Raw genomic sequence first — 25168 nt, forward strand, 5'->3', positions numbered from 1 at the left:
ATCAGAAATCAATTTATACTGGCCTTAAACATTTTAAGTTCATCCCACGTAAATTCATCGCCATATTTTTCTTTTAACGGACTTAGGGATTCTTCCTGATAAAACTCAAAAGCTTCACGTAAAGCCAGGATTTTATCATACGGTAAAACATCTGAGATCTCGACTTTTTTAGCCTGAATTAATTTAACCAAATGCATCTCTACAGTTTGCACTGTAAGTTTACGAATTCGGGCAATATCCTGAATAGAATTTTTCTCCAGCCACAAATCATGCGTTTCTTCAATGGTTGTTTTCTTTTCGGCCTTTGGTGTACTTTTTTCTAATTTGCGTGCCGTATAGCGCACTGTAGGTTCTTCAGATTTAAAAATATCAGTGTTCGACATATTAAATTCCTCTCGGATCTTTGCAACCTTGTCTGATTTGTAGTTTTTAATCGCTGTAGACGACAATTTCTCTTTACAGATGGTTTCACCTGCAACAACAATTTCTATAAGCAATTTGGCCTTCATTAAGCGCAAAACTGCTTTCGTTTGCAAATCATCCAGAAAAGCGAGCTCTTCGTAGAACTCTTTTACTTTTTTAAACTTCTGAATTTCGGCCATTTTATTCAAAAGATCCGTAACCAGTTTATCCATTGGTTTAAAAAAATAATCATAAGCTGCCACTACCCTTTCCTGTACAAAAAAGAGATCGACAGTTTCTTTATTGAAAATTTTATTAAGCTGATGCACGAATTTTTGTGCAGGATCTGCCAGCGAATCTATTATTTCTAAACGTTTATGTGCCCAGGCAGAATGTTTTGATTTTTCAGAAGTAACCGCATTTTCGTTATAACTAAAACGGTGATTGCGCCATTCTTGCGCCAAATCAGCCCAATTAAAACTGCTAATCAAATAGTTATGAATAAAATTCTTCGTTTCAAAATGCAAAGAATGTTTTAAAACCTCTTCTGTTGCTTTATTTAAAGCATAGTCCATCACATCCTGGTCGTTCGAAATACCATTCATTTGCAGCGGAGACAGTAAAATAAGCCCGTTTAAGGACGTTAAACGCGATAATGCTACATATGCTTGTCCAGGCAAAAAAACTTGCGATACATCGAGCGCAGCTTTCTCAAAAGTTAATCCCTGACTTTTATGCACGGTAATTGCCCAAGCCAGTTTTAACGGATAATGCGCAAATGTACCCAAAACCTCTTCTTCGACTTCTTTTGTGAGTTCGTTTACTTTGTAACGAATGTTTTTCCACTCGTATTTTTCAACTTCAATGGTTTTATCTTCTTCCGGAAAATGAATAAAAATTTCTTCGGCCGAAAGTGACTTTACAACGCCCATTTTTCCATTGAAATAACGCTTTTCAAAAGATAAATCATTTTTGACAAACATAACCTGAGCGCCTACTTTAAGTTTTAAATTTTCTTCAACCGGAAAAATTTTCTCCGCAAAATCACCCACAATAAACGGCTGATAAGCGAATTCATTTCCAGCTAAATCGCCAATTGCCTGCTCGTTAATCGAATCGGCTTTGGCATTATGCGTAGTAAGTGTAATATATCCGGGATTATTTTTTAAATCAAAATCAGGTTTCACATATTCATTTAAAACCTGAATATCCTGAGGAGTAATCTGATTGTTTCGAAGATTATTCAAAACCGAAATAAAAGTATCATCTGACTGACGATAAATCTTTGATAATTCAATATATAACGGCGGATACTGCTGAATTACATGCGAATGAAAAAAGAATTTTCCTTTGTAATAATTGCGCAAAGTTCGCCATTCTTCATCTCTGATTACCGGAGGAAGCTGCAACAAATCGCCAATAAAAAGCACCTGAACACCTCCAAAAGCACGGGTATTTTTACGTACAGTCTGCATCATAAAATCAATTGCATCCAACAGATCAGCACGTAACATACTGACTTCATCAATAATCAAAAGCTCCATATTCCTGATTACGTTACGCTTCACATTATTCATTTTAAAGTGTCGGCGTAAAGTTTCTTTATTCTCAAATTTCACGGTTTCAGTAAACTGAGAAGCCTCTTCATAGGATGGAATAAAGGCTGAAAATGGCAACTGAAACATCGAGTGAATCGTAACACCGCCAGCATTTAAAGCTGCAATTCCCGTAGGAGCAACAACTACAGTGTTTTTATGGGTTGTAGCAATGATTTCGCGTAAAAGCGTAGTTTTTCCTGTTCCTGCTTTACCAGTGAGGAAAATCGATTTTTGCGTTTGATTGATAAATTGTAAGGTGTAAGCAGCTGCTTCTGTAACGTTTTGCATTGGGCGTGTATTGAAAAACTAAAAGTATCGCATTTTTATAAAAGAAAAAACCTAAATCTTGACAGATTTAGGTTTTTAAATTTAGTTAGTTAGTTTGGTATTATTTTTTAGCAGCTTCTACTTCTTTTACTGCCGGTTTTTCTTCTGATTTTGGGCTTGATTTATACTTATCATTCAAAGCTTTAATGATATCTTTTGTAATATCATATTTTTCTTCAGCGTATAAAATTGAAGCAGCATCACCAGTTCCGTAGATATAAGAGTAACCGTTTTTCTTACCGTAATCTTTGATGAATTTTTTAACTCCACTTACTAGAGAATCCATTTCAACACCACTTTCCTGTTGCAATTGTTGAGACAAAGCCTGTTGAGCATAACCCAATTGTTGTTCTCTTTTTTGTAACTCAGCACCTCTTTGTTGGGCCCAGGCCTGACCGTTAGCCTGTGCTTGACTTTGAAAATTAGCAGCGTCTTGTTTAAAACGTGTAATCTCAGCTTGTAGTTGTCTTCCTTTTTCTTCTGCTTGAGCTTTGTATTTTGCTTCAAGGTCTTTTGCTTCAGTGTACTCTTTCATTAAAACTGAAGTATCTACGTAAGCTGTTTTTACTTCCTTAACTTCTGCAGTTTTGCTACACGAAACGGCGAAAATTGAAAGTGCGATAATTACTAATGCTTTTTTCATTTTTTGAATTTCTATTTTTTTAATGTATTGGAGACAAAAATATAAAAAAATAAATAGCATCAACATAAAGTTTAAAAAATGCTATAATTTATATGATATTAGTTTTATTTATAGAGAGGAATTTTACCATAAAACATCGCTATTGAAAGCGGCTTTCACAGCTTTTATTTAAGCTGTTTTCTAAAAAAAGACAACACAAACCTTCCTCTTTCATTAGAAAATGCCTTAGACGCACTTATTTTCCGTTTTAAGCTAATTATAGGGGCTAAATCTGCAGAAAACAGCGATTTTGACTACTACTCGAAATTTGATCACAAATCAGCAAAAAAAATGAAGTTAAAAAAACTCATTTTTCAATTTTTGTATTCTTCGAACAAAACTTAAAGTAAAATTTGATCGGAAGTATTTTCTCAAATGCAAAAAAGAAATGGCTTCAAAAAAGAAAAACTTTTATTCTTTTTAAGTCATTGCATTCAAAATTTAAAAAAGCAAAATTTCAGAGCAAAATTTGAAAAAACGTGTCGTTTTTTATGACATTAGTTTTACTTATGGAGTCCCATTTTACTATAAAATATCACTATTAAAAGTGGCTTTCATAGCTTATATTTAAGACGTTTTCTAAAAAAAGATGATACAATCCCTCCTTTTACTCTAAAAAACGCCTTAAATGCGCTTATTTTACGTTTTAATTGTTTTTCAAGACATAAATGTGCGATGAATACTCTTTTGTATTGCCCGCTTTTAAATTTGATCTTAATCCCACTAAAAAGGCACTGATATAATTCATTTTTCCGGTTTTGTATTTTTCGGATAACAAACTCACATAAAAAGAATCAAATTTCATAGGAAGTACTTTTTCCAATTTCATATCTACTTTTTCAAAAAGAGACTGAATCGCTTTTTTAGAAAAATGCCAGAAGTGAATTGGCACATCATAAGCTGCCCAAAATTCATTATAATATTTTGCATCATACGATTTGAAATTTGGAACCGCAACAATTAAAGTTCCAGTTGGTTTTAACAAACGCTTCAATTCCTGTATTTGCAATTCTAAATTTGGCACATGTTCTAAAACATGCCACATGGTAATTACATCAAAAGAATTATTTTCAAGAGCATCAATTCCATTTACAAAAGAAATTCCTTTTTCTATCGCGATATTTTTTGCTCTATCACTTGGTTCTACTCCAACAGTTTCCCAACCGTCATTTTTTGCTGTTAATAAAAAATCTCCCGTTCCCGCACCAATATCTAAAATTCTTCCTTTTTGAGATTGCTCTTCATTGATTAAATTCAGCTTATTTTTTAAAGCTATATTTTTCACAAAATGATATGCTTTTTCAAACAAGGACCTTTTATTGTCGGTATGAGAAATATAATCTTCACTTTCGTAATATCTTCCAAGATTCTCTAAATCGGGTTGTGGAGAAGTAATCAGCATATCTAAAGTTTCATCGTAATACAGATCAAAAATTTCTTTAGATACAGAATGGTCTTTTACAGTAAGAAAATGTTTTTTGTTTAAAACGTTCATTTTTAATTATAGGTTTTTAATAGAATTTGGCAACATACTTTTTTCATTACACAACAGCTGTTAATGCAACAAGTTTTAATTTATAACTTTTAAATGCACATCAATGCATCACGCTAAGTTTTTTAGTTTTTTTTCAATGACATCAAGGTTTAGCAAAATAGTTTCACGTGGAACAAATTTCTTTTGTTTTTATAATTTACTTTTTCTTATACTTTAATAACACACTTTTCTACAATCGAAAAAATGTGAAATGTGAAATATTAAACTTGAAACAAAAAAACCTGAAACTTCCAACAAAGAAAACCTGAAACAAATAAAGACGCACTAACTGTGCGTCTCTAATTTTCTATCTTCCCATGTAAATCAATAATACCGAAATATCACTAGGAGAAACTCCGCTTATTCTCGAAGCCTGCGAAATTGTAATAGGACGAATCTTGCTTAACTTTTGCTTCGCTTCTATTGACATTGATTTTATTTTTTCATAATCAAAATTCTCAGGAATTTTCACTTCTTCCAAACGAGTAAGCTTATCAGCATTATTTCTTTCCTTTTCGATATAACCGGAATATTTAACCTGTATCTCTGCTTGCTCTAAAATTTCCTGATCCAAATCATTCTCTTCTATATACGCTTTCACTTTTTCAAATTTCAGCATGTCTTCCAAATCAATTTGCGGACGAGAGAAAACTTTAAACATTTTATCACCTTGTGAAATTGGAGCTGTTTCCTTAGCTTCTAAAATGGGATTTGTTTCAGCAACCGAAACGCTCGTTTCTCTAAAGAAAGCAACCATCTTTTCAGATTCGTTTAATTTCTTCTCCATTCGGCGCAAACGCTTTTCAGAAGCAAGACCAATTTCGTGTGACATTGGCGTTAATCTAAAATCGGCATTATCCTGACGCAACAAAGTTCTATACTCTGCTCTTGATGTAAACATACGATAAGGTTCTTCCGTTCCTTTCGTAATCAAGTCGTCAATCAAAACTCCAATATAAGCTTCATCGCGTTTCAAAATCAACGGCGCTTTTTCATGTACTTTCAAATGCGCATTTATTCCAGCCATCAAACCTTGAGAAGCTGCTTCTTCATATCCTGTTGTTCCGTTAATTTGTCCGGCAAAATATAAACCTTCAACCAACTTTGTTTCCAAAGTATGTTTCAATTGCGTTGGCGGGAAATAATCATATTCGATTGCATAACCCGGACGGAAGAATTTCACATTTTCAAAACCGGCTACAGAACGCAATGCTTTAAATTGAATATCCTCCGGAAGTGAAGTCGAAAATCCGTTCACATAAACTTCGCAGGTATTCCATCCCTCCGGCTCCACAAATAATTGGTGACGCTCCTTATCTGCAAAACGATTAATCTTATCTTCTATCGAAGGGCAATATCTTGGACCAAGACTTTTGATCCTTCCGTTAAACATTGGCGAACGATCAAAACCCTCTCTCAAAATATCATGAACATCCAATGAAGTATACGTCATGTAACAAGACCGCTGATGCGTTAACGGAGTTGTCAAATCAGAATAAGAAAACTTATCCGGCTTTGCATCTCCTTTTTCTTCGTTCATTTTAGAATAATCCAACGAACGTCCATCAACTCGTGGTGGCGTTCCTGTTTTCATTCTTCCTGCTTCAAATCCTGCCTGAACCAAATCTTCAGTAATTCCTGTTGCAGCACTTTCACCCGCTCTACCTCCACCAAACTGTTTTTCTCCAATATGAATCAAACCGTTTAAAAAAGTTCCGTTTGTCAACACAACCGATTTAGATCGGATCTCAACTCCCAGCGAAGTTTTGATTCCTTTTATCTTTCCATTCTCAATAATCAAACCTTTCACCATCTCCTGGTAGAAATCCAAATTTGGAGTTCCCTCCAACATCATTCTCCATTCTTCTGCAAAACGCATTCGATCACTTTGAACTCTTGGAGACCACATTGCTGGTCCCTTCGATTTATTCAACATCTTAAATTGAATAGCCGTTCGGTCAGAAACAATTCCTGAGTATCCGCCCAACGCATCAATTTCACGCACAATCTGTCCTTTTGCAATTCCACCCATAGCCGGATTACAAGACATCTGTGCAATGTTCTGCAAACTCATAGTCACCAATAAAGTTTTGGATCCCAAATTTGCTGCCGCTGCCGCGGCCTCAGAACCTGCATGACCGGCACCGACTACAATAACATCGTATTCTTCTAAAAACATTTCTTTTTACTATTCTCTGGAAACCGTTTAAGGCGGTCCTCAGAATTAATTTTTACATTCTTTTGTTCCACGTGGAACGCGGATTTTGCTTCAGGTTTCAAAATTCAAGTTTTCAATCTCAAACTAGAAACACCTATTTAAAACCTAACACTTTACTTTTTCAAACCTTTGTGCTTTTCAAGCCTATTGTTTCACGTGAAACAATTGAAGATCTCCAAACTCAGTATTCTTTCTGTTCCACGTGAAACACTTACACATACTCCGTAATACCAAAATCTACTTCCCGTTTCACATGTTCCACGTGAAACACTTTTAACTCCTCTCTCTTTTTCCTGCTTTGTTTCACGTGGAACACATAAAACAAATTCAAGAAAAAGAATTTAAACTACTGTTCCACGTGAAACATAGCGATTTTTTCATCTTCTTTAGATCGCATTAACTCAGCTTCAGCATCACTTTTATCTTTATATCCACAGTAATGTAATATCCCGTGCGCTAAAACTCTTTTCAATTCTTCAGCAAAAGAAACATTGAAATCTTTAGCATTATCTTCTACTCTTTCAACAGAAACAAAAATATCTCCGTTAAGTTCGTTGCCAACAGTGTAATCAAAGCTGATAATATCTGTTAGTGTGTCGTGATCCAGATATTCTACATTTATCTTATGAAGATACTCATCATCACAAAAAATATAATTTATCTCTCCTTCGTTTTTGTTTTCAGAAACGATAACAGCACTTATCCAATCAGAAAAAGCTTGTTCGTTGTCTAAAGTAAATTCGGTTTCGTAATTAAAATTGATCATTTTGTATTAAAATATTCTTGAACTTTTTGATTAAAATTCGAGCGCAAAGGTAGTGATTGTCTGTTTAATATCTCCACACTATTTAAATATTCCCGTAACGAACTCGGCAAAGCGTTTGTTCTATTAGGAAATTCAGTCTTATTAGTTTCAGATTGACGCTTCGTATCTTGGCCCTGTTGTTGAACTGCGTTGTTTAATTTTAGTAATTCTTGCTGAATATTAAGGATACGTTGCAAGTTCTCATTCTTAAAACCTTTATTCAAAATTTGTTTTTCAGAAGCTTTCATCTGATCGATTACAGATTTACCTTGAGAATCCAATCCTTTTTTTGCTAATTCTTTTTGCAAAGCTTCACGCAACTTTACTTGCTCTTTATAAATTTCCATGATCGCTTCGGCATCTCCTTCTCCATCATTGTCCTTCATCTCCCCATTACTTTGACTTCCATTTTTATTTCCCTGACCAGTTTTACCATCACCGTTTTTACCTTTACCATCCTTACCATTACTTTCTTTACCTTCACCATTTTTTCCTTCTCCCGGTTTATCTCCTGATTTATTCCCAGGTTTATCTCCAGGTTTACTACCCGACTGCATTCCTTCTTTCATTTTATCACCTAACCCTTTTTGCTTTTGAATAATATCAGGCAATTGCATCCCTTGTCCATCCCCAGGTTTTGGTTTTCCCGATCCCGGTTTTGACATAGACATCTGCATGTTATTTAATAAATCACTTAAAAAATCGGCAAGTTTATTAGCAGAAGAAACTGCATACTGCTGATGAGATACTCCTTTTGGAACCTGAACATCGCTCAAACTTTCAATCGCTTTATCAATATTGTACTGCACATTACCAATTTCCTTTGTTACATCTTCTGCCACTTTAGGGTTACGAAGTGATAAAGCAAACAAACTATCATCAACATATCGAAACTGCTGTTTCAGGTTTTGTTGAATTTTAATATTCTTTGTGTAAGCCGAAGACCCCAGTTTCATAGTTCTAAACTGTTTCATCACATCTTCCTGAGATAAAGAATACGCTAAAAGGTTATCCAGAATTTGACGTAACATGGCAACATCTTCTTCCATTTGCTCCTGCTCTCCACCTTCCATACCAGCATCCATTTGTTCGGCCATGCTTTTCATCTTCTTAGCAGCACTCTTCTGTTTTGGTTTGGCCGAAGACGAATTCTTTTTACCCAATTCTTCAGAAGCTTTTTGCAAATCATTCTTCACATCTTTTTCTTTCGAAGCATCAGATGGAATATCTAATGGAGCTTTTAAAGTTTTATTTTCCTCTTTCAGATCCTTTAAATCTTCCTGGATTTTATCAAAATCTTTATTGATGTCTTCCTGCTTATCCTGTGTATTCTCTTTGTCTTTATTTGAAAGTTGTTCTTGTTTTTCTGCAAGCTTGTTTAATTTTTCAGCAACCTGTTCTGCTTTCTTAGACACATAAAAACGTTTGGTTAATTCTACCAATTGCTCCAAATTACGAGATTGATTCTTACTAATCTGTTTGAATTTTTCCATCTTATCAAACAAATCTTCGCTGTTCAATTTATCATTTAAGCTCTTCAATTCATCCATTAACTTCTGATTCTTTTCCAAATCCTTTTCTGCATTGTCGAGTCTCTTTTGTAAATCATCAGCCGTTTTGTCTTTTTTATCAGACTGAAACTTATCCAAATTCTTATTCATTTTCTCTGTAAACTGCTTCATCAATTCATCCTGTTGTTTCTGACGTTTGATAAAATCATTTACTTTCTGCTGATCTTTAAACTCTAAATTATCTTTCTCTTTTCCTGCCTTCTGAATCTTATCTATTTCAGAAAATTGCTTGGTTTGATTTTTTAAAGATTTCTCTAAACTATTAATGTTCGCATTCTGTTGTTGCAATTCCAAATCATGAATTTCATCCGTAGTCGAAACACGATCAGAGAACACAGAAGATCTTGTACTCTTGAATCCATGAGGCGTATCGTTATCAAAAACTTCAAAATAGTATTCGTAAGCTACTCCCTCCTGCACCGCCAGATTGCTTGGAAAATTAAAAACAAACTGATCAAATACTCCAGACTTCACCGGTATTGTTCCACGCTTGGCAGTGTTTGGTTTGTTTCGTTCGTAATAAACAACCTGCAATTTAGACAAGCCGTAATCGTCTCCTAACCTTCCTAAAACATAGTTTTTATCTAACTTTAAACTATCCGGAGCAGGTGCAACATTGATTGTTGGATGCTGATCTTTGATAACTGACAGCTGATAATCTAATTTTTCGTAGTTTTTGACCTTATTATTCGATGTAAGAATTTGATATTCTGTATTTTGACTGATGTTTTTAGTCAATTTAAACTCATTTTCATCCTTATTAAACTTAAAAACTGAGTTATCGTCCCTCCAAACAATCTCCTGAGTTGATTGTGTTTTCATTTTCCAGGTCACCAAAGTTCCTTCAGGCAAAATAGCATTCCCCGTTCCCTGAATAGTTTCTGATTTTCTTTTTAAATAGGATGGAAAATTAAGAACCATTTCGAAGTTGACAATTGAAGGAACTGTTATAACTTTTAACTCATACTCCTCCGATGAAACAGAATTTCCTTCAAAAGAAAACGAAACATTCTCTACCGGTTTTTCAATTTTGAATTCAAACTTTCCTGGTTGAGCTGATTCCATAAAATAACTTTCATTACCAATATGAATCATCACATTCTCCGGAACCACCTTTCCAACAGATTCTATTTTGACAACGAAATCTTTGTTCTGCTCTGTTTGTAAATTATCATTCAACACCACAAATTTAAAAGGTGCCGGTGGTAAAAAGGTAGCATTAAAATGTACGACTCTATTTAAACTTTGAGAAATAACATTGCTGTTTCCTGAAATATAAAACACAGCAAAAAGCAAGACCGGAACAATTGCTAATGGCAAATACTTTTTATTGGTCTTAAAATTGATTGCATTCCCAAAAGGAATTGGTTGTAAAGAATTGGCTTTTTGCTCTATGGAAGCCAGCATCAATTCTGAACTTTCGGCCGAACTTTCGGAAGCTGACAATTGCAAAAAATTAGTTAGTTTATCACTTACTTCTGTAAAATGATTTCCAATAATAGCCGAAGCTTGGTTGTAGTCTATTCCTTTTTGAAGTTTAAACAACTTAAAAACCGGAAATAAAATAAATCGAAACAAAAGAAAAACTTCTACTCCTATAAATAACCAAAACAATGCGGTTCTTCCAAATGGTTTTAACCATAGGAAATACTCGATGAAAAGTGTAAAAAGAAAATACAACAATCCGAAACCAATAAAAAGAAGTCCTCCTTTTATCAATTCGTTTGTATAATACTTTTTTATAAATGCTTCTAGCTTTTGGTATATAGCAGATGTTGTTTTCAATGTGAATCTGTTTTATTTATAACCTATAAAAGTACTAATTTTAATGATATAATGATCAATTCGATAATTAGTCAATTGTATTACAAATAAGTCATTATCACAATTAAAGTCATTTTCTAATTATCTAATTAGAGTCGTATCTTTGCATCAAAATTTAAACAAATGTCAAAGCAAGTTCGTGTGCGTTTTGCACCAAGTCCAACAGGACCACTACATATTGGCGGAGTGCGTACTGCCCTATTCAATTATTTATTTGCAAAAAAAAATAATGGTGTTTTTTATTTAAGAATTGAAGATACTGATCAAACCCGTTTTGTTCCCGGTGCAGAAGCTTATATAATGGAAGCACTGGAATGGTTAGGAATTGCTCCTGAAGAAACTGTTGGAAAAAATGAAAAATTTGGTCCGTACAGACAAAGTGATCGTAAAGAATTATACCAAACTTACGCCAGTCAACTGATCAATTCCGAATGGGCGTATTATGCTTTTGATACTCCGGAAGCTTTAGATACTTTGAGAAAAGAACAAGAAGCTGAAGGAAAAACTTTTATTTACAATCATACTATTCGTGAAAAACTAGATACTTCATTAGTAATTTCTGCTGAAGAAGTTGCTAAAAGAATCGCTAATGGAGAACATTATGTAATTCGTTTTAAAACTCCAGTTGATGAAACTTTACATTTGAAAGATATCATACGTGGTGATGTAAAATTTGAAACCAGTTTACTTGATGATAAAGTCTTGTTTAAAAGTGACGGAATGCCAACATACCACTTAGCCAATATTGTTGATGATCATTTGATGGAAACATCACATGTAATTCGTGGTGAAGAATGGTTGCCATCAATGCCACTTCACGTTTTATTATACAGAGCTTTTGGTTGGGATGCTCCGGAATTTGCACATTTACCTTTGATTTTAAAACCATTTGGAAACGGAAAATTATCAAAAAGGGATGGTGATAAATTAGGATTTCCTGTCTTCCCGTTAGAATGGAAAACAGAAGAAGGCATTTCTTCCGGTTACAGAGAAAAAGGATTTTTCCCGGAAGCGGTTGTAAACTTCCTTGCTCTATTAGGTTGGAATGATGGAACTGACAAAGAATTATTTTCATTAGAAGAATTGGTAGAAGCTTTTGACCTGAATAGAGTTCATAAATCTGGAGCTAAATTTGATCCTGAGAAAAACAAATGGTTCAATCATCAGTATCTAATCAAACAAAATGATACTGATTTAGCGAAAGACTTCTCTCCTATTCTAACTGAAAAAGGTATTGATATTTCTAAATTTGATCTGACAAGAATTGTTTCCTCTATTAAAGAACGTGCACATTTCGTATCAGAATTTTGGGATTTAACAGATTTCTTTTTCCAGGCTCCTACATCATATGATGAAAAAGCAAGCAAAAACTGGAAGGAAGAAACTCCAACTTTGATGCAGGAATTAATTTCGGTTCTTGAAAATATCGAAGATTTTACTTCTGCCAATATTGAAACTATCGTAAAAGATTGGTTAACGAAAAATGAAATTGGAATGGGTAAAGTAATGCAACCTTTCCGCTTGAGTTTGGTCGGAGCCCTTAAAGGCCCTCACCTATTTGACATTGTTGAAATCATTGGAAAAGAAGAAACTATTTCGAGAATTCAGAAAGCAATTTCAACTTTATAAGCAGAGTTCCATTTAATTATAGAAACGCTAAGTAACATCAAACAAATGTTCTTAGCGTTTTTTTAATGTTTTAAAATTTTAAATTGGAAGAATATTCGTAATTTACAACATCAAAAACTAAATAAGTATCACCATGAACACAGCATTTATTATTATTCTAGTCCTGGCATTCTTCATACTAATGTCTTCCTTTTTTACTGTGAAACAACAATCTTCGGTAATTATAGAAAGATTCGGTAAATTTTTGAGTGTTAGAAATTCAGGTTTGCAATTAAAAATTCCGTTGGTCGATCGATTGGCCGGACGTGTTAATCTTAAGATTCAACAGTTGGATGTTATTATTGAAACCAAAACTAAAGACAACGTTTTTATCAAAATGAAAGTTTCGGTTCAGTTTAAAGTTATTCAGGAAAAAGTATATGATGCTTTTTATAAACTTGAATATCCACATGATCAGATTACTGCTTATGTATTTGATGTAGTTCGTGCCGAAGTTCCCAAACTAAAACTTGATGATGTTTTTGAAAGAAAAGATGATATTGCAATTGCGGTAAAAAGAGAACTAAATGAAGCAATGACTACTTACGGTTATGATATTATCAATACTTTGGTAACAGATATTGATCCGGACATTCAGGTAAAAAATGCCATGAACAGAATTAATGCAGCTGACAGAGAAAAAACTGCTGCTGAATTTGAAGCTGAAAGCTCCAGAATTAGAATTGTTGCTAAAGCAAAAGCTGAAGCTGAAAGTAAACGTTTACAAGGACAAGGTATTGCAGATCAACGCCGTGAAATTGCAAGAGGTCTTGTAGAAAGTGTTGAAGTTTTGAACAATGTTGGAATTAATTCTCAAGAAGCTTCTGCCTTAATTGTAGTCACACAACATTATGATACGCTCCAAGCCATTGGTGCAGATGCTAATTCAAACTTAATTCTATTACCAAATTCTCCGCAAGCCGGAAGTGATATGCTAAACAATATGGTTGCTTCTTTTACGGCATCCAATCAGGTTGGTGAAATGATGAAGAAAAACAATAAGAAAATTGTAAAACCAAAACCAATCGAACCACAGCAATCAGGTTATGAAGATGACATTCAACCAGAAGTAAAATAATTATACAAAAAGAAAGAGGCTCATTTGCCTCTTTTTTTCTTTATAAACCAGTTGATAATAAACGGTAAAATAGATTGTAAAATTTGCGGATAAGAACTAAAAAAGTATTCTTTATAAGAAGAAAAAACTCCGTTTACAATACTTTGCGGTGTTATAGACTCTTTTGTTTTTTGGAAACTTAAAACTAATTTTTGATAATTAATCTCCTTCTCCAACTTCAGAATTTCTAAATCTCTTTCGATCTCCGCATATGATGAATATTTTTTCGTCTCCATAATTAATCATTAAAAAATATTTCTGAAAATTTTTCCAAAATTGGTCCTTCAACAAACTTATCTTTTACAAAGAAAAGCAGTATTGTGGCCACAAGATAGATCCCTCCTACCGTTAGAAATCCTAATGTATAACTCCCAAACAGGTAACTAAAAGCGAAAGCTGCTGCTACAGATCCAAAAAGTAATACCATTCCAACACATAGTAAAATCAAAGTAAACTTAAAAATTAAGGTAGTTGACTTCATGGCAACCTTAAAACCCCAAAGTTTATAGTAGGCCAAATGACTATCGAGATAAATTTTAGCCTGATCCTGAATATTTTCAGTATTTTCTTTTAATTCTTCAAAAGCCATAATTATAATTTGATTAAAAAAAGAAGCACAAAACTCATGATTTAAAAATTGCAGTTCAATTATTCTAAAGAGTAAAATAATCTACACAATCAATAAATCATACTAAGCTTTGTGCTTCCTGGATTATTATTTCTGAAGTTTAGCGTTTTGTGCTTTTAAATCAGCCAGTTTAGTTTCTAAAAAACTAATTACTTCTTCTGTTTTATAACTCATATTTGAAAGTAATTCACCATAAGTTCCATCTAAATTTTCCTTTGCATGTGTAAATTTTTCACGCAAAACCTCAGAACTTGCTGAAAGCGAATCTTTCAAATTATGTGTTGCATCATCTAAACCTTCCTTAAGTTTAGCACGAGTTTTAGATCCTTTGTCGGGAGCAAATAAAATTCCAATCGCTGCACCAGCGGCCGCAGCACCTAAAATTGCTGCTACAGTATTTAAGTTCTTTGACATAATATTTCGTTTAAATGATTAATAAAGGTACTCTTTTTTTAAATTATAAAATACTGACTTGAGGTTATTTAATAAAAGTTAACACTAAATTTAATACGCATAAGCTACAGCTTCATACTTTCCATCTGCTTTTTCAACAATGCTCACAAACGGATATCCGTTTGAAGCCAACTTTGATTTTATTCTCATGGCAGTCTGTTTCTGATTTGCAAGTGGCGACTCTCCTTTTGTTTTTGTTGACACTCCTGAAAAATTAGCTACTTGTTTCAAACCGGCTGTTTTCTCCTGAGGTAAAACTGTAACAAATTTGTAATCTGATTTAGAATCAACCAGAACTTTATCGCTTATTTTTTTAGTTTCTTTTGTTTCTTTATTGGTCAATTGTGAAACCGCGTACTTACTAATTTTCTGTTCTTCTCTACTCCCACCTAATGAATAATAAATTAAATCATTTTCCTGTTTGATGAAATTAACATCCAATTGTTCTCCATTGTGTTTTGTAATTTGGTGCGTTTGACCAATTGCAAGATTTGCAAATAAAAACGACAGTGTAATAATAATATTTTTCATAACTAAATAAATTTAAATTGTTTACAGTCAAAAATTGAAAATCAAAATTTGAAACTATCAGTATGAATAATTCTATAATTTTTAACATTATGAAACTACTTTGAAAAAATACTTATCTACTAAAGTATTATCAAAATGAGATCACAATGAAAATTAGAATATAAAACGATTGGCAAGAATTCATTTCTAGAATTAAAACTAAAGTAAAAATGATTCATTTTTAAACTTTACCCCAACTCACTTTTCGATTCTCAACTTTCGTTTTAAATTATCGAAAAAACATTTTCAATTTGACATTAGCATAAAAATACGAACTTTATAAACAATTGTGTGTTAATAACCCGTTAAACTGAGAAAAATAACATCAAAAATTAAAATAAAGGCCATAAATCAACGATTATTCAATAAATGAGTTATGAGATGGAAGAAATAAAAAAAACGTCTTAGAACTAAATTATGAAAGCTGTTTTTAATATAAACAATCTATAAATTTTAAAAATAAAATAGTTTTTATAAATAATAAATTATATAATTAAAAAATACAATTTCAATAATTAAAATTGATTCTTAAATTTATAGGTTCATATCTCTCAAAAATCTGCAATTGGATCAAAATTTAGGTCGGAATATACAAAACGGATGTATCTGCCAATTTTATAAACAAACTGTTGTTAATAAGGTCAAAAATACGCTGAAATAAAGGCTAAAGTTAAAATAAAGACTAATTTTTAACTATTTTTTAAAAGATGATTAATGAGTCGAAAGAATTAAATTTTTCGCTTAAATCTAATTTATGGAGGTCATTTTTTAAATAAAACATCTATTATTTTTTACAAAACCATAGATTATATAAATAATAAATAAAATACTTATTTTTAAAAATAACAATAATTAAAACTAATTATAAATTCAGCTGAATTCATTTTCACTGAAAATCTCAAATTGGATTCAAATTTTGGCTCCAATTTACAAAACTGATATAATTCTCAACTTTATAAACAATCTGCTGTCGATAAGAGTAAAATCAAACCAAAAAAAGGAAAAAATTAAAATAAAGCTCAATTTTTAACTGTTTTTTAAAAGATGATTAATGAGTAGGAAGAATTAAATTTTTAGCTTAAATCTAATTTATGAAGGTCGTTTTTAATCTCTAAAAATTATACTTTTTTCAATATCAATAGAAAATACAAATAATAAAAAAAGCGCTTATAAAAAGCGCTTTCAATAGATTGTAATTATATTATTTTTTAATCATCTCGGTAAGAATTTCAATTTCTCTCTCCGAAGCATTTTTTGGTGGATTTGAATGTAATTTTAAAATATCTTCCTCAAACTGATTTCTCAAACTTTCATTTTCTAAATCTCTTAAATTTAAAAGTGCTTTAGATCTCACATAAGTCGATTCGCTACGAAGTGACATGGTGTATAATTTTTTAATATCCTCTTCTTCAAAATCAGCAGATTTCAGACTTGAATATTTCAAAATAAACTGAGCAAACAACAGTGAACCTTTATTATTGTTAATATTCTTCTTTAAAGAATTTTGCAATAAAGAAAAACTAGAAACATTTTTGATGCTCTCCCCTATTGCACTTTCAATCGCAATACGCTCTGCTTTGGTCTCAACTTTAAAATATTTATTGATTTCTTTTAAAGAATTGTTGATACTGTTTTCTTCTTTTTTGCCCTTTTCTTCCCAAGCATCTTTTAGTCCAACTGTTTTGTTAAACACTAGTTTTGAAGAAGTTGAATCTTTATCAACAGTAAAATAACCCAAGCGTTGAAACTGAAATTTATCTTCATTTTGAGCTGTTGCCAGGCTTGGTTCAACAAATCCTGTGATAGTTTCTAATGAATTTGGATTGACAAAATCTAAAAAATTTTTCTCTTTATAACTGTCCGGAGCTTCATCTGTAAACAAACGATCGTACATGCGAACTTCGGCTTGAACAGCATGCTGAATAGAAACCCAATGTAAAGTTCCTGATACTTTTCGCTGACTTGCTTCTGTACCACTTCCGCTTAAAGAATCGGTATCATAAGTTACATGAATTTCTGTAATATTTCCATCAGCATCTTTTATAACACTTTCTCCTTTAATGATATAAGCATTCTTAAGACGTACTTCTTTACCTAAAGTCAAACGGAAAAATTTAGCCGGAGCTTCTTCTAAAAAGTCTTCTCTTTCGATATATAATTCTCTTGAAAAAGGTACTTTTCTGAAACCGGCATTCTCATCTTCCTGGTTGTTCTCGGCTTCCAACCACTCCTCTTTTCCTTCAGGGTAGTTCGTAATTACCAATTTTACAGGGTCTAAAACCGCCATAACACGAGGTGCAATCTTGTTTAAATCTTCACGGATACAGAACTCTAAAACAGATACACTAATCAAGTTATCACGTTTTGCAATACCAATTGTATTGGCAAAATTACGCAATGAAGCAGCCGTGTAACCACGTCTTCTTAATCCCGAAATAGTTGACATTCTTGGATCATCCCAACCGTTAACATGCTTTTCCTTAACCAGTTGCTGTAATTTTCTTTTACTTACAACAGTATGTGATAAATTACGTCTTGCAAATTCTCTTTGCTTCGGACGTAGTTTATTTTCTTCTAAAATCTGATCTAAAAACCAATCGTATAATTCACGATGTGGCAAGAATTCAAGTGTACAAAATGAGTGTGAAATGCCTTCTAAATAATCGCTTTGTCCGTGAGCCCAATCGTACATTGGATAAATTTTCCAACCATCACCTGTTCTGTGATGATGCTTGTGTAAAATTCTGTACATGATAGGATCGCGCATGAGCATATTGGTCGATTTCATGTCAATCTTAGCACGAAGTATATGCGTACCAGCCTCAAATTCTCCGTTTTTCATTCTTTCAAATAAATCCAGGTTCTCTTCAACTGAACGGTTTCTGTACGGACTATCCGTTCCTGTAGTGGATGGAGTTCCTTTTTGAATGGCCATATCTTCTGAAGACTGACTATCTACATAAGCTTTATCTTTTTTTATCAATAAAACAGCCCAATCGTATAGTTGCTGAAAATAATCTGAAGCATAACGTTCTTCTGACCAGGTATATCCTAACCACTCCACATCTTTTTTAATAGCATCAACAAACTCCTGCTCTTCTTTCTCCGGATTTGTATCGTCAAAACGTAAATTTACAGGTGACTGATAATCAATCCCCAAACCAAAATTTAATGCAATAGAACTTGCATGTCCAATGTGCAAATAACCGTTTGGTTCTGGTGGAAAACGAAAATGAAGTTTAGTTTTAGAAAGACCTGATTTTAAATCTTCTTCTATGATTTGTTCAATAAAATTGAGTGATTTCTCTTCTGATGCCATTATTTTATAGTAATTTTAGCAAAGATAAAAAAGTTTACAGTTTTCGGTTTACAGTTTACAGTTTTCTTTAGAAACTTATCAGTAAACGTGCAACTTGGAACATAAAACCTGAAACTAAAATTAAAAATGGGAGTTATAAAATTAAAAAACATTCGTACTTTTTCGTACCACGGATGTTTGATTGAAGAAGGAAAAATTGGATCTGATTACACTGTTGATCTAAAAATTAAAACCAATTTACAAAAATCAGCACAAACAGATCATTTATTAGACACTGTAGATTATGTACATTTGAACAAAATTGTAACCGAAGAAATGGCAATTCGGTCTCATTTATTGGAGCATGTTGCCAAAAGAATCAATATTCGTGTACTTTCGGAGATAGAAATGATAGAAAAAACGACAGTTTGGGTTTCTAAAATAAATCCTCCTATTGGTGGTGATGTTGAAACAGTTACTATAAAAATGACGGAAATCAGAAAGTAATTTTTTCTAAAAAAGAACTAATTTTTTAAAATAGTTACTTTGAAACTTTTGAATTTTAAAGATTTTAATTACTTTTGCCATCCGTTCAAGTAATGGCGTCGTGGCCGAGCGGCTAGGCTGGGCTCTGCAAAAGCTCCTACTCCGGTTCGAATCCGGACGATGCCTCAAAAACCTCTAAAGAAATTTAGAGGTTTTTTTTATCTTTAATTTTTTCTAAATTTTTTAAACCTTTCCTGTTTACCATCTTCGTAAATAACTTCACAACAATTGTCCAATCTTTGTGGAGTTTCTTGTGAAGATTTCTCCTTCGTCGAAACGACACACTTTACGTAAAATAACTTTTTCAAAGTTCTAAACTAACAGTTATAAACATAAAAAAGTCCCTGAAATTCAGAGACTTTATAGTATATTCCAGAGTTATCAACAACTACTTTTCAATCTTCTCAAAAGCATTTTTAACCATTTCTTTCTCTTTTGGAAACCAACCCTGGATCATTAAAGCTACTCCAAAAACCATTAAAACAATACTGATTCCTTTCTTTATTTTCAGGATGTTAGTAGGTGTCATTTTTGATTTTAATTGTTTGGCAAGTAATATCTTAAGACAGTCAACCAATAAATAGGTTATGATAACCGAAGTAAAAAAAGTAAACATTCTTGAATTTTGCATTTCTAATTTTGGACCAACAGAAATAATAACCGCTAACCAGAAACCAAGTACACCAATGTTAATAACGTTGAGTAAAAAGCCTTTTACAAATAAACTTCCATAGTTTCTTTTAATAATATCACGATCAATTTCTTCATCGTTAATCTTTTCTTCTTTCCTTAATCTTACGAAAGAAATTATACCATAGGCCAGCATAATAATTCCACCAAAAATAAAAAGAGCAGGTTTATCTTTTAAACTCTGAATCAGTCTGTAACTTCCCAAATAAGCAACTGCAATAAAGAAAATATCACCTAATACTACACCAAGATCAAAAACTATTGCAGCTCTGAATCCTTTTGTAATACTGGTTTCCAATAGTATAAAAAATACCGGACCTACCATAAAACTTAAAAAAAGTCCCCATGGCAGTCCAGCTAAAATATCATTTATCATTCAAATACAATTTCTTATTTTACTTCTTCGATTTTACCTCCAAAAACCGTTTTCTGATTAATTTGTTTCGGTTTTCCATAAATGTAAATAGAGCCTCCTGCGCTCACTTTTGCATCAACAAGGGTTGAAGCATTCACATCTGCTTTTCCTCCCGCAGAAACGCTTACTTTCGTTTGTGAGGTCTTTAATTTACTTGCCAGCAAATAACCACCGGCTCCAAGACTCGCATCCTGATTATCTGCCTTACCACTTAAAGTGATTGAACCGCCGGAAACCGAACTTACATTTAGTTTATCAACATTCAATTCAGCATTTATAGTTCCGCCTTCTTGTGCACTTACTTTAAATACCGTCGCTTTTATAACATCTTTACTGGTTACATTAGCTCCTTCATTGACATCTATAAGCTCTAAACGTTTGTAATATACGGTAATATCCAAATCATTTCCTGATAATAGCTTAGGAAAAGGCATCCTTAATTTTAATAAACCTTTCTTGTTAACAACTTCAACTTCTGATTCTCTTGCTCCTTTAATCACAATCTTGTTCTCTGAAGACTGAACTAATTTTACACTTAACTTATCAAATACTTTAACGGAATCAAAATCACCTAATTCTTTGGTAACCTGACCAAAAGACATCTGAACAAATAAAATTGCAGCTCCAATAATTAACTTTTTCATACTTTTATTTTTTTAATTAAACTTCTATTATGCTCTTCTTAAAAAATGAAAATCCAATTGTTTTTTAACTAAATCAGCATTTTTAACTTTTACGTAAATTTCATCTCCTAATTGTAAAATGCTATTTGAAGTGGCTCCAACCAATGCATATTGTTTTTCATCAAAAGTATAGTAATCATCTTTTATTTCTCTGATTCTTACCATTCCCTCACATTTGTTGGAAACAATTTCAACATAAATTCCCCATTCTGTAACACCCGAAATAACTCCCAGGAATTCTTCGTCCTGGTGATCCTGCATGTATTTTACCTGCATGTATTTGATACTGTCACGTTCAGCATTAGTCGCTAAACTTTCCATATTCGAACAATGTAAACATTTTGTTTCGTAAGCTTCTTCATCTACAGAAGCTCCATTGTCCAAATAATACTGTAATAAACGATGTACCATAACGTCCGGATAACGACGAATTGGCGATGTAAAATGGCTGTAATAATCAAAAGCTAAACCATAATGACCAATATTCTCTGTCGAATATTTGGCTTTACTCATACTTCTAATAGCTAGAGTATCAATTAAATTCTGCTCTTTTTTACCATTTACTTCTTCCATCAAAGCATTCAATGATTTCGAAATATCTCCTTTGTTTCTAAAATCTATTTTATATCCAAATTTAGCAATTACGGTTTGCATCGCAATTAACTTGTCTTCATTAGGTTCATCGTGAATCCTATAAACAAATGTTTTCTTTTGCTTTCCAATGTACTCAGCCACTTTTCTGTTGGCTAAAAGCATGAATTCTTCAATTAAATGATTGGCATCTTTTGAAATTTTAAAGTATACTCCTTCCGGTTCTCCTTCGGCATCCAGGTTAAATTTTACTTCGACTTTATCAAAAGAAATTGCTCCATTGACCATTCTTTTCTTTCTTAAAATCTTAGCTAATTCATCTAATTTTAAAGTAGCTTCTGTAATTTCATCCGAAACCACATAAGATTCTCCAGTGATTGAAACATCAACAGGAATTGTATTGTCTTTTGTTTCAATAATATATTGCGCTTCTTCGTATGCAAATCGCTGATCGGAATAAATTACTGTTCTTCCAAACCATTGGTTGATAACTTGTGCAGTTGGCGAAACTTCAAAAATGGCTGAGAAAGTATATTTCTCCTCATTCGGACGTAACGAACAAGCAAAATTAGATAAAACTTCCGGAAGCATTGGCACTACTCTATCCACTAAATAAACCGAAGTTGCACGTTGATAAGCTTCATCGTCTAAGATCGTTCCTTCTTCCAAATAATACGAAACATCGGCAATATGAATACCTATTTCGTAATTTCCATTCTCTAACTTTTTGAAAGACAATGCGTCATCAAAATCTTTTGCATCCTTTGGATCTATCGTAAACGTAAGTGTATCACGCATATCACGACGTTTTGCAATCTCAGCTTCCTGAATCGAAGTATCTATTTTTTGCGCGTACACTTCTACTTCTACCGGAAAATCTGCCGGTAAACCGTATTCAGCCAAAATAGCATGAATCTCCGTATTGTGTTCTCCTGGTTTTCCTAAAACTCTGATTACAGATCCAAACGGACTATCGGCTCTTTTAGGCCAATCTTCAATGGTAACTAAAACAACATCACCATTTTCGGCCTCCCCTATTTTATCTTTTGGAATAAAAATATCCGTATACATCTTAGGGTTTGCGGTAGATACAAAAGCAAAATTGGCCTGAATATCTATTACTCCAACAAACTCCGTTTTATTTCTTTCTACAACACTAATCACCTCACCTTCAGGCCTTTTACCTTTTCTTCGGTTGTACACATAAACTTTAACTTTGTCTTTGTCTAATGCCCTGTTCAAATTATTGGTTGGGATAAAAACATCTTCGGCAAACTCATCACAAATAAAATATGCCGTTTTTCTGCTGGTCATATCAATTGTTCCTTCGTAATAATCCTGACTTTCGGCTTTTACTAAATATTTACCCGGTTCTGATTCTATAATTTTTTTTGAAGCAGCGAGAATCTTTAAATCTTTTATAATCTCATTTCTGCTTTTGGTATCATCAAGTTCTAACTTTGCTGCTATTTGTTTGTAGTTGAATGCTTTATTTGGGCTTTGCGATAAAATTTTTATTATTTTACTGGAGAAATCTTTCTCCTTTTTTATCGGCTTTCTAATTTTCTTACTCATATATCTTTTCTTAAAAAGTTAAAATTACAAATAAGATATCAGATTATAGATTTTAACAAATAAATTATTAAAAATATAACTTTCAAAGGTCATTTGTAATTGGTCTCTTCAAATTCGTCGTACCAACAAAATTTTAGTAAAGCTCATTTCTGTATCTTTACAAAAAGACCTGATATGGAAAGCTTTAAAACCATTGCTGTATTCAATTATTTACACGAAACCGTGGTTCTGAAACACTTATTAGAACAAGAAGAGATTCCGTTTTTTTTTGAAAACGAAATGACTCTCTCTGTTGTTCCCATGTACACCACAGCTCTCGGCGGAATCAAACTCAAAGTTCATCCAAACGATTTCGAAGAAGTTCAGCAAATTCTGGACAATCTTAATAACCCACTTAAAATTGTTTGAATCCTTCTATTTTTTTAATTTCAAAAAATATTTTTCTTTTTAATCTTTTCAAAGTTGTCAACATATATTAAATACAACAAAAAGAAAAATTTAAATTAAATTAATTTTTGTTTGTTATTATAGCTTGTTAATATGTGCTATAAATTTATTTTTAAAAGCATTGAAATGAAGTTTCTCTTAGTTATTTAGAGTTATCAACATACTTATATTTAGTTAAAAGTCTAATTTATAAGAGTTTTTGTATTTTAATTAACAACGGTTGACAACTATAAATGAATTGATTTTGTAGATAAGTTCACTTGTTGATTTTTGTTGAAAATGGCATTTTTGATATTGATAACTTTTCCAAAAATTCCTCAAACTTTATTAGGTTATTTCATTCCGGTTTTGGATTAGGTTTTTTTTCGACACGACCAAAAAAAACTTCTAATTTTCTATCTCAACTTATTAACAAATAATGTTAACTTAAAGTTAATTGAATATCAACGAATTAGCTTTTGCTATTAACATTATAAAATTTTAACAAAATAACTGATTATTATTTATTGATTATGAGATACTTACAACGTTGTTAATAATGTTAATAAGTGTTAATGTTTTGATATAAAGACAGTTGAGAATAGCTACGAATTCACTAATGAAAACATTTATTTTGTGTAAAAAAAATAGAGATAATTTCCTTTGTTAATAACACTTTCTAATCCTTTATTTTTTAAGATTTCTTCAATGTCGGACGTTGTTTTTGAAGTACCTTTTACTGCTAAATACTTTAAAAACCAATAAGAGTATTCATTTATAGGATCTATTTCTTCTGCTTTAAACTCTAAATTTTTTTTGTTTAGCTTATTAAATTCAAAATTATAAGCTAATTCATATAATTTATACAATTCTATTTTTTGATTCTTTTTTGAATAATCAATTTCTTTTTTATCTAATGTTACTTTATAATCATTCAGGTATTCTCTGCAGACATTGAAAGTTTTCTTCTTTATGTTTTTATCTATCAGAAGAGAAAAATCATAATATTTCTGAGTAATCTTAATTGTAGTACTGAAGTTTTTAGCTTTAAAATAGTTTATTAAATCTGCAGACATAAATTCTGTTGATAAATTGAATTTTTCTATTTCAGATTTTAAATTTTGTATATTCTGATACCCTAAAATGTTATGAACAACTTTACCATTCGCATCTATGATTAAAATATTAGGAACACCATTTACACTGTATTTATTAGCTAATTCCCGGTTAGTATCAATGTCTATTTTTAATTTAACAAATCCTTGAAGGGTTTCTTGCAATTGTTCATTGTTTCATACATTTTTTTCCATTTCCGAACAAGGACCGCACCAAGTTGCCCAGAAATCAACAATAATAAATCTATTGGTAGTTAATGACATTTTTTGAGCATCTTCGTAGGATGTAAGCCAATTAGCATTTGTAATTTGAAAAGTAAATAGAATTAGTATAATAGTATATTTTTTCATGGTATCGTTTTTTAGGTTTTATTAAAAGGTTAAAGAGTAAAAATTTTAAGGCTAGAAACTTTTTACATTTTTTGGTATTTC

18 protein-coding genes, 1 tRNA gene and 1 pseudogene are annotated in these 25168 nt (G+C 32.2%); 5 read left to right on the forward strand and 15 right to left on the reverse strand.

Annotated features, from left to right (window positions below):
• Positions 1–8 precede the first annotated feature (8 nt).
• The 6 genes from OGZ34_RS04655 to OGZ34_RS04680 all read right to left on the reverse strand — a co-directional run bounded on the left by OGZ34_RS04655 (position 9) and on the right by OGZ34_RS04680 (position 10922).
• On the reverse strand, positions 9–2288 hold the full coding sequence (locus OGZ34_RS04655) for a helix-turn-helix domain-containing protein (protein WP_263362283.1): 2280 nt from the start codon (positions 2286–2288) through the stop codon (positions 9–11).
• 100 nt (positions 2289–2388) lie between these two features.
• Entirely contained in the window at positions 2389–2970 is a 582-nt protein-coding gene (locus tag OGZ34_RS04660) for an OmpH family outer membrane protein (RefSeq protein ID WP_173964526.1), read from the reverse strand.
• A 685-nt stretch (positions 2971–3655) separates the two neighbouring features.
• Entirely contained in the window at positions 3656–4504 is an 849-nt protein-coding gene (locus tag OGZ34_RS04665; protein ID WP_173964527.1) for a class I SAM-dependent methyltransferase, read from the reverse strand.
• A gap of 346 nt (positions 4505–4850) precedes the next feature.
• A complete protein-coding gene (gene mnmG / locus OGZ34_RS04670) occupies positions 4851–6722 on the reverse strand; it encodes a tRNA uridine-5-carboxymethylaminomethyl(34) synthesis enzyme MnmG (protein WP_263362284.1) in 1872 nt (623 codons plus the stop codon).
• A gap of 385 nt (positions 6723–7107) precedes the next feature.
• A complete protein-coding gene (gene ybeY, locus OGZ34_RS04675; protein ID WP_173964529.1) occupies positions 7108–7527 on the reverse strand; it encodes an rRNA maturation RNase YbeY in 420 nt (139 codons plus the stop codon).
• Positions 7524–10922 carry a coiled-coil domain-containing protein gene (locus OGZ34_RS04680; protein ID WP_263362285.1) on the reverse strand — a complete coding sequence of 1133 codons (3399 nt, stop codon included), beginning with the start codon at positions 10920–10922 and terminating at the stop codon, positions 7524–7526. The genes ybeY and OGZ34_RS04680 overlap by 4 nt, the downstream gene beginning before the upstream one ends.
• A 162-nt stretch (positions 10923–11084) precedes the next feature.
• Between OGZ34_RS04680 and gltX the strand changes: the two genes are divergently transcribed.
• Both gltX and OGZ34_RS04690 read left to right on the forward strand, forming a co-directional pair.
• Positions 11085–12590: a glutamate--tRNA ligase gene (gene gltX, locus OGZ34_RS04685; protein ID WP_263362286.1), complete on the forward strand. Its 1506-nt coding sequence runs from the start codon at positions 11085–11087 to the stop codon at positions 12588–12590.
• A 133-nt stretch (positions 12591–12723) separates the two neighbouring features.
• Positions 12724–13707 carry an SPFH domain-containing protein gene (locus OGZ34_RS04690; protein ID WP_173964532.1) on the forward strand — a complete coding sequence of 328 codons (984 nt, stop codon included), beginning with the start codon at positions 12724–12726 and terminating at the stop codon, positions 13705–13707.
• Between the two features lie 20 nt (positions 13708–13727).
• Here OGZ34_RS04690 and OGZ34_RS04695 read toward each other — a convergent pair whose 3' ends face one another.
• From OGZ34_RS04695 to OGZ34_RS04715, 5 genes are all read right to left on the reverse strand, one after another.
• Complete coding sequence (locus OGZ34_RS04695) at positions 13728–13982, reverse strand: DUF6327 family protein (RefSeq protein WP_173964533.1); 255 nt, start codon at positions 13980–13982, stop codon at positions 13728–13730.
• 2 nt (positions 13983–13984) lie between these two features.
• A complete protein-coding gene (locus OGZ34_RS04700; protein ID WP_173964534.1) occupies positions 13985–14335 on the reverse strand; it encodes a competence protein in 351 nt (116 codons plus the stop codon).
• Positions 14336–14461: 126 nt separating this feature from the next.
• A complete protein-coding gene (locus tag OGZ34_RS04705; protein ID WP_173964535.1) occupies positions 14462–14788 on the reverse strand; it encodes a YtxH domain-containing protein in 327 nt (108 codons plus the stop codon).
• Between the two features lie 90 nt (positions 14789–14878).
• Positions 14879–15358 (reverse strand): hypothetical protein, encoded by a 480-nt coding sequence (locus tag OGZ34_RS04710; RefSeq protein WP_263362287.1) that lies wholly within the window; start codon positions 15356–15358, stop codon positions 14879–14881.
• A 1240-nt stretch (positions 15359–16598) separates the two neighbouring features.
• Positions 16599–18716: a glutamine--tRNA ligase/YqeY domain fusion protein gene (locus OGZ34_RS04715; RefSeq protein WP_263362288.1), complete on the reverse strand. Its 2118-nt coding sequence runs from the start codon at positions 18714–18716 to the stop codon at positions 16599–16601.
• A 126-nt stretch (positions 18717–18842) separates the two neighbouring features.
• Here OGZ34_RS04715 and folB point away from each other — a divergent pair, with 126 nt between their 5' ends.
• Together folB and OGZ34_RS04725 are read left to right on the forward strand one after the other, a co-directional pair.
• Positions 18843–19202, forward strand: a complete 360-nt coding sequence (folB, locus tag OGZ34_RS04720; RefSeq protein ID WP_263362289.1) for a dihydroneopterin aldolase — start codon at positions 18843–18845, stop codon at positions 19200–19202.
• Positions 19203–19296: 94 nt separating this feature from the next.
• A tRNA-Cys gene (locus tag OGZ34_RS04725) sits at positions 19297–19367 on the forward strand.
• 262 nt (positions 19368–19629) lie between these two features.
• On the opposite strand, the gene OGZ34_RS04730 is transcribed toward OGZ34_RS04725, so the two are convergent.
• Genes OGZ34_RS04730 through rnr form a run of 3 tightly spaced genes read right to left on the reverse strand, consistent with a single transcriptional unit; the run spans position 19630 to position 23195 of the window.
• The gene (locus OGZ34_RS04730; protein WP_173968160.1) at positions 19630–20307 is read right to left on the reverse strand and encodes a LysE family translocator; all 678 of its coding nucleotides are present in this window, start codon (positions 20305–20307) and stop codon (positions 19630–19632) included.
• 14 nt (positions 20308–20321) lie between these two features.
• Positions 20322–20990, reverse strand: coding sequence for a head GIN domain-containing protein (locus OGZ34_RS04735; protein ID WP_173968159.1), 669 nt, complete (start codon positions 20988–20990; stop codon positions 20322–20324).
• A gap of 27 nt (positions 20991–21017) precedes the next feature.
• Entirely contained in the window at positions 21018–23195 is a 2178-nt protein-coding gene (rnr, locus tag OGZ34_RS04740) for a ribonuclease R (RefSeq protein ID WP_263362290.1), read from the reverse strand.
• Between the two features lie 174 nt (positions 23196–23369).
• Between rnr and OGZ34_RS04745 the strand changes: the two genes are divergently transcribed.
• The gene (locus tag OGZ34_RS04745; protein ID WP_263362291.1) at positions 23370–23603 is read left to right on the forward strand and encodes a DUF2007 domain-containing protein; all 234 of its coding nucleotides are present in this window, start codon (positions 23370–23372) and stop codon (positions 23601–23603) included.
• Between the two features lie 647 nt (positions 23604–24250).
• Here the strand turns inward: OGZ34_RS04745 and OGZ34_RS04750 are convergent.
• Positions 24251–25087: pseudogene (locus OGZ34_RS04750) on the reverse strand (thioredoxin family protein).
• Between the last annotated feature and the right edge of the window lie 81 nt (positions 25088–25168).

Origin of the sequence: Flavobacterium collinsii (assembly GCF_946903285.1) — a bacterium.
Lineage (GTDB): Bacteria > Bacteroidota > Bacteroidia > Flavobacteriales > Flavobacteriaceae > Flavobacterium > Flavobacterium collinsii.

What these genes read in the sequence shown, in the direction of transcription:
- OGZ34_RS04665 (WP_173964527.1), bottom strand. Translation starts at nt 4,504, where the DNA reads ATGAACGTTTTAAACAAAAAACATTTTCTTACTGTAAAAGACCATTCT.
- OGZ34_RS04745 (WP_263362291.1), top strand. Translation starts at nt 23,370, where the DNA reads ATGGAAAGCTTTAAAACCATTGCTGTATTCAATTATTTACACGAAACC.
- OGZ34_RS04705 (WP_173964535.1), bottom strand. Translation starts at nt 14,788, where the DNA reads ATGTCAAAGAACTTAAATACTGTAGCAGCAATTTTAGGTGCTGCGGCC.
- OGZ34_RS04715 (WP_263362288.1), bottom strand. Translation starts at nt 18,716, where the DNA reads ATGGCATCAGAAGAGAAATCACTCAATTTTATTGAACAAATCATAGAA.
- OGZ34_RS04660 (WP_173964526.1), bottom strand. Translation starts at nt 2,970, where the DNA reads ATGAAAAAAGCATTAGTAATTATCGCACTTTCAATTTTCGCCGTTTCG.
- mnmG (WP_263362284.1), bottom strand. Translation starts at nt 6,722, where the DNA reads ATGTTTTTAGAAGAATACGATGTTATTGTAGTCGGTGCCGGTCATGCA.
- OGZ34_RS04690 (WP_173964532.1), top strand. Translation starts at nt 12,724, where the DNA reads ATGAACACAGCATTTATTATTATTCTAGTCCTGGCATTCTTCATACTA.
- OGZ34_RS04655 (WP_263362283.1), bottom strand. Translation starts at nt 2,288, where the DNA reads ATGCAAAACGTTACAGAAGCAGCTGCTTACACCTTACAATTTATCAAT.
- gltX (WP_263362286.1), top strand. Translation starts at nt 11,085, where the DNA reads ATGTCAAAGCAAGTTCGTGTGCGTTTTGCACCAAGTCCAACAGGACCA.
- OGZ34_RS04700 (WP_173964534.1), bottom strand. Translation starts at nt 14,335, where the DNA reads ATGGCTTTTGAAGAATTAAAAGAAAATACTGAAAATATTCAGGATCAG.
- ybeY (WP_173964529.1), bottom strand. Translation starts at nt 7,527, where the DNA reads ATGATCAATTTTAATTACGAAACCGAATTTACTTTAGACAACGAACAA.
- OGZ34_RS04695 (WP_173964533.1), bottom strand. Translation starts at nt 13,982, where the DNA reads ATGGAGACGAAAAAATATTCATCATATGCGGAGATCGAAAGAGATTTA.
- OGZ34_RS04730 (WP_173968160.1), bottom strand. Translation starts at nt 20,307, where the DNA reads ATGATAAATGATATTTTAGCTGGACTGCCATGGGGACTTTTTTTAAGT.
- folB (WP_263362289.1), top strand. Translation starts at nt 18,843, where the DNA reads ATGGGAGTTATAAAATTAAAAAACATTCGTACTTTTTCGTACCACGGA.
- OGZ34_RS04710 (WP_263362287.1), bottom strand. Translation starts at nt 15,358, where the DNA reads ATGAAAAATATTATTATTACACTGTCGTTTTTATTTGCAAATCTTGCA.
- OGZ34_RS04735 (WP_173968159.1), bottom strand. Translation starts at nt 20,990, where the DNA reads ATGAAAAAGTTAATTATTGGAGCTGCAATTTTATTTGTTCAGATGTCT.
- rnr (WP_263362290.1), bottom strand. Translation starts at nt 23,195, where the DNA reads ATGAGTAAGAAAATTAGAAAGCCGATAAAAAAGGAGAAAGATTTCTCC.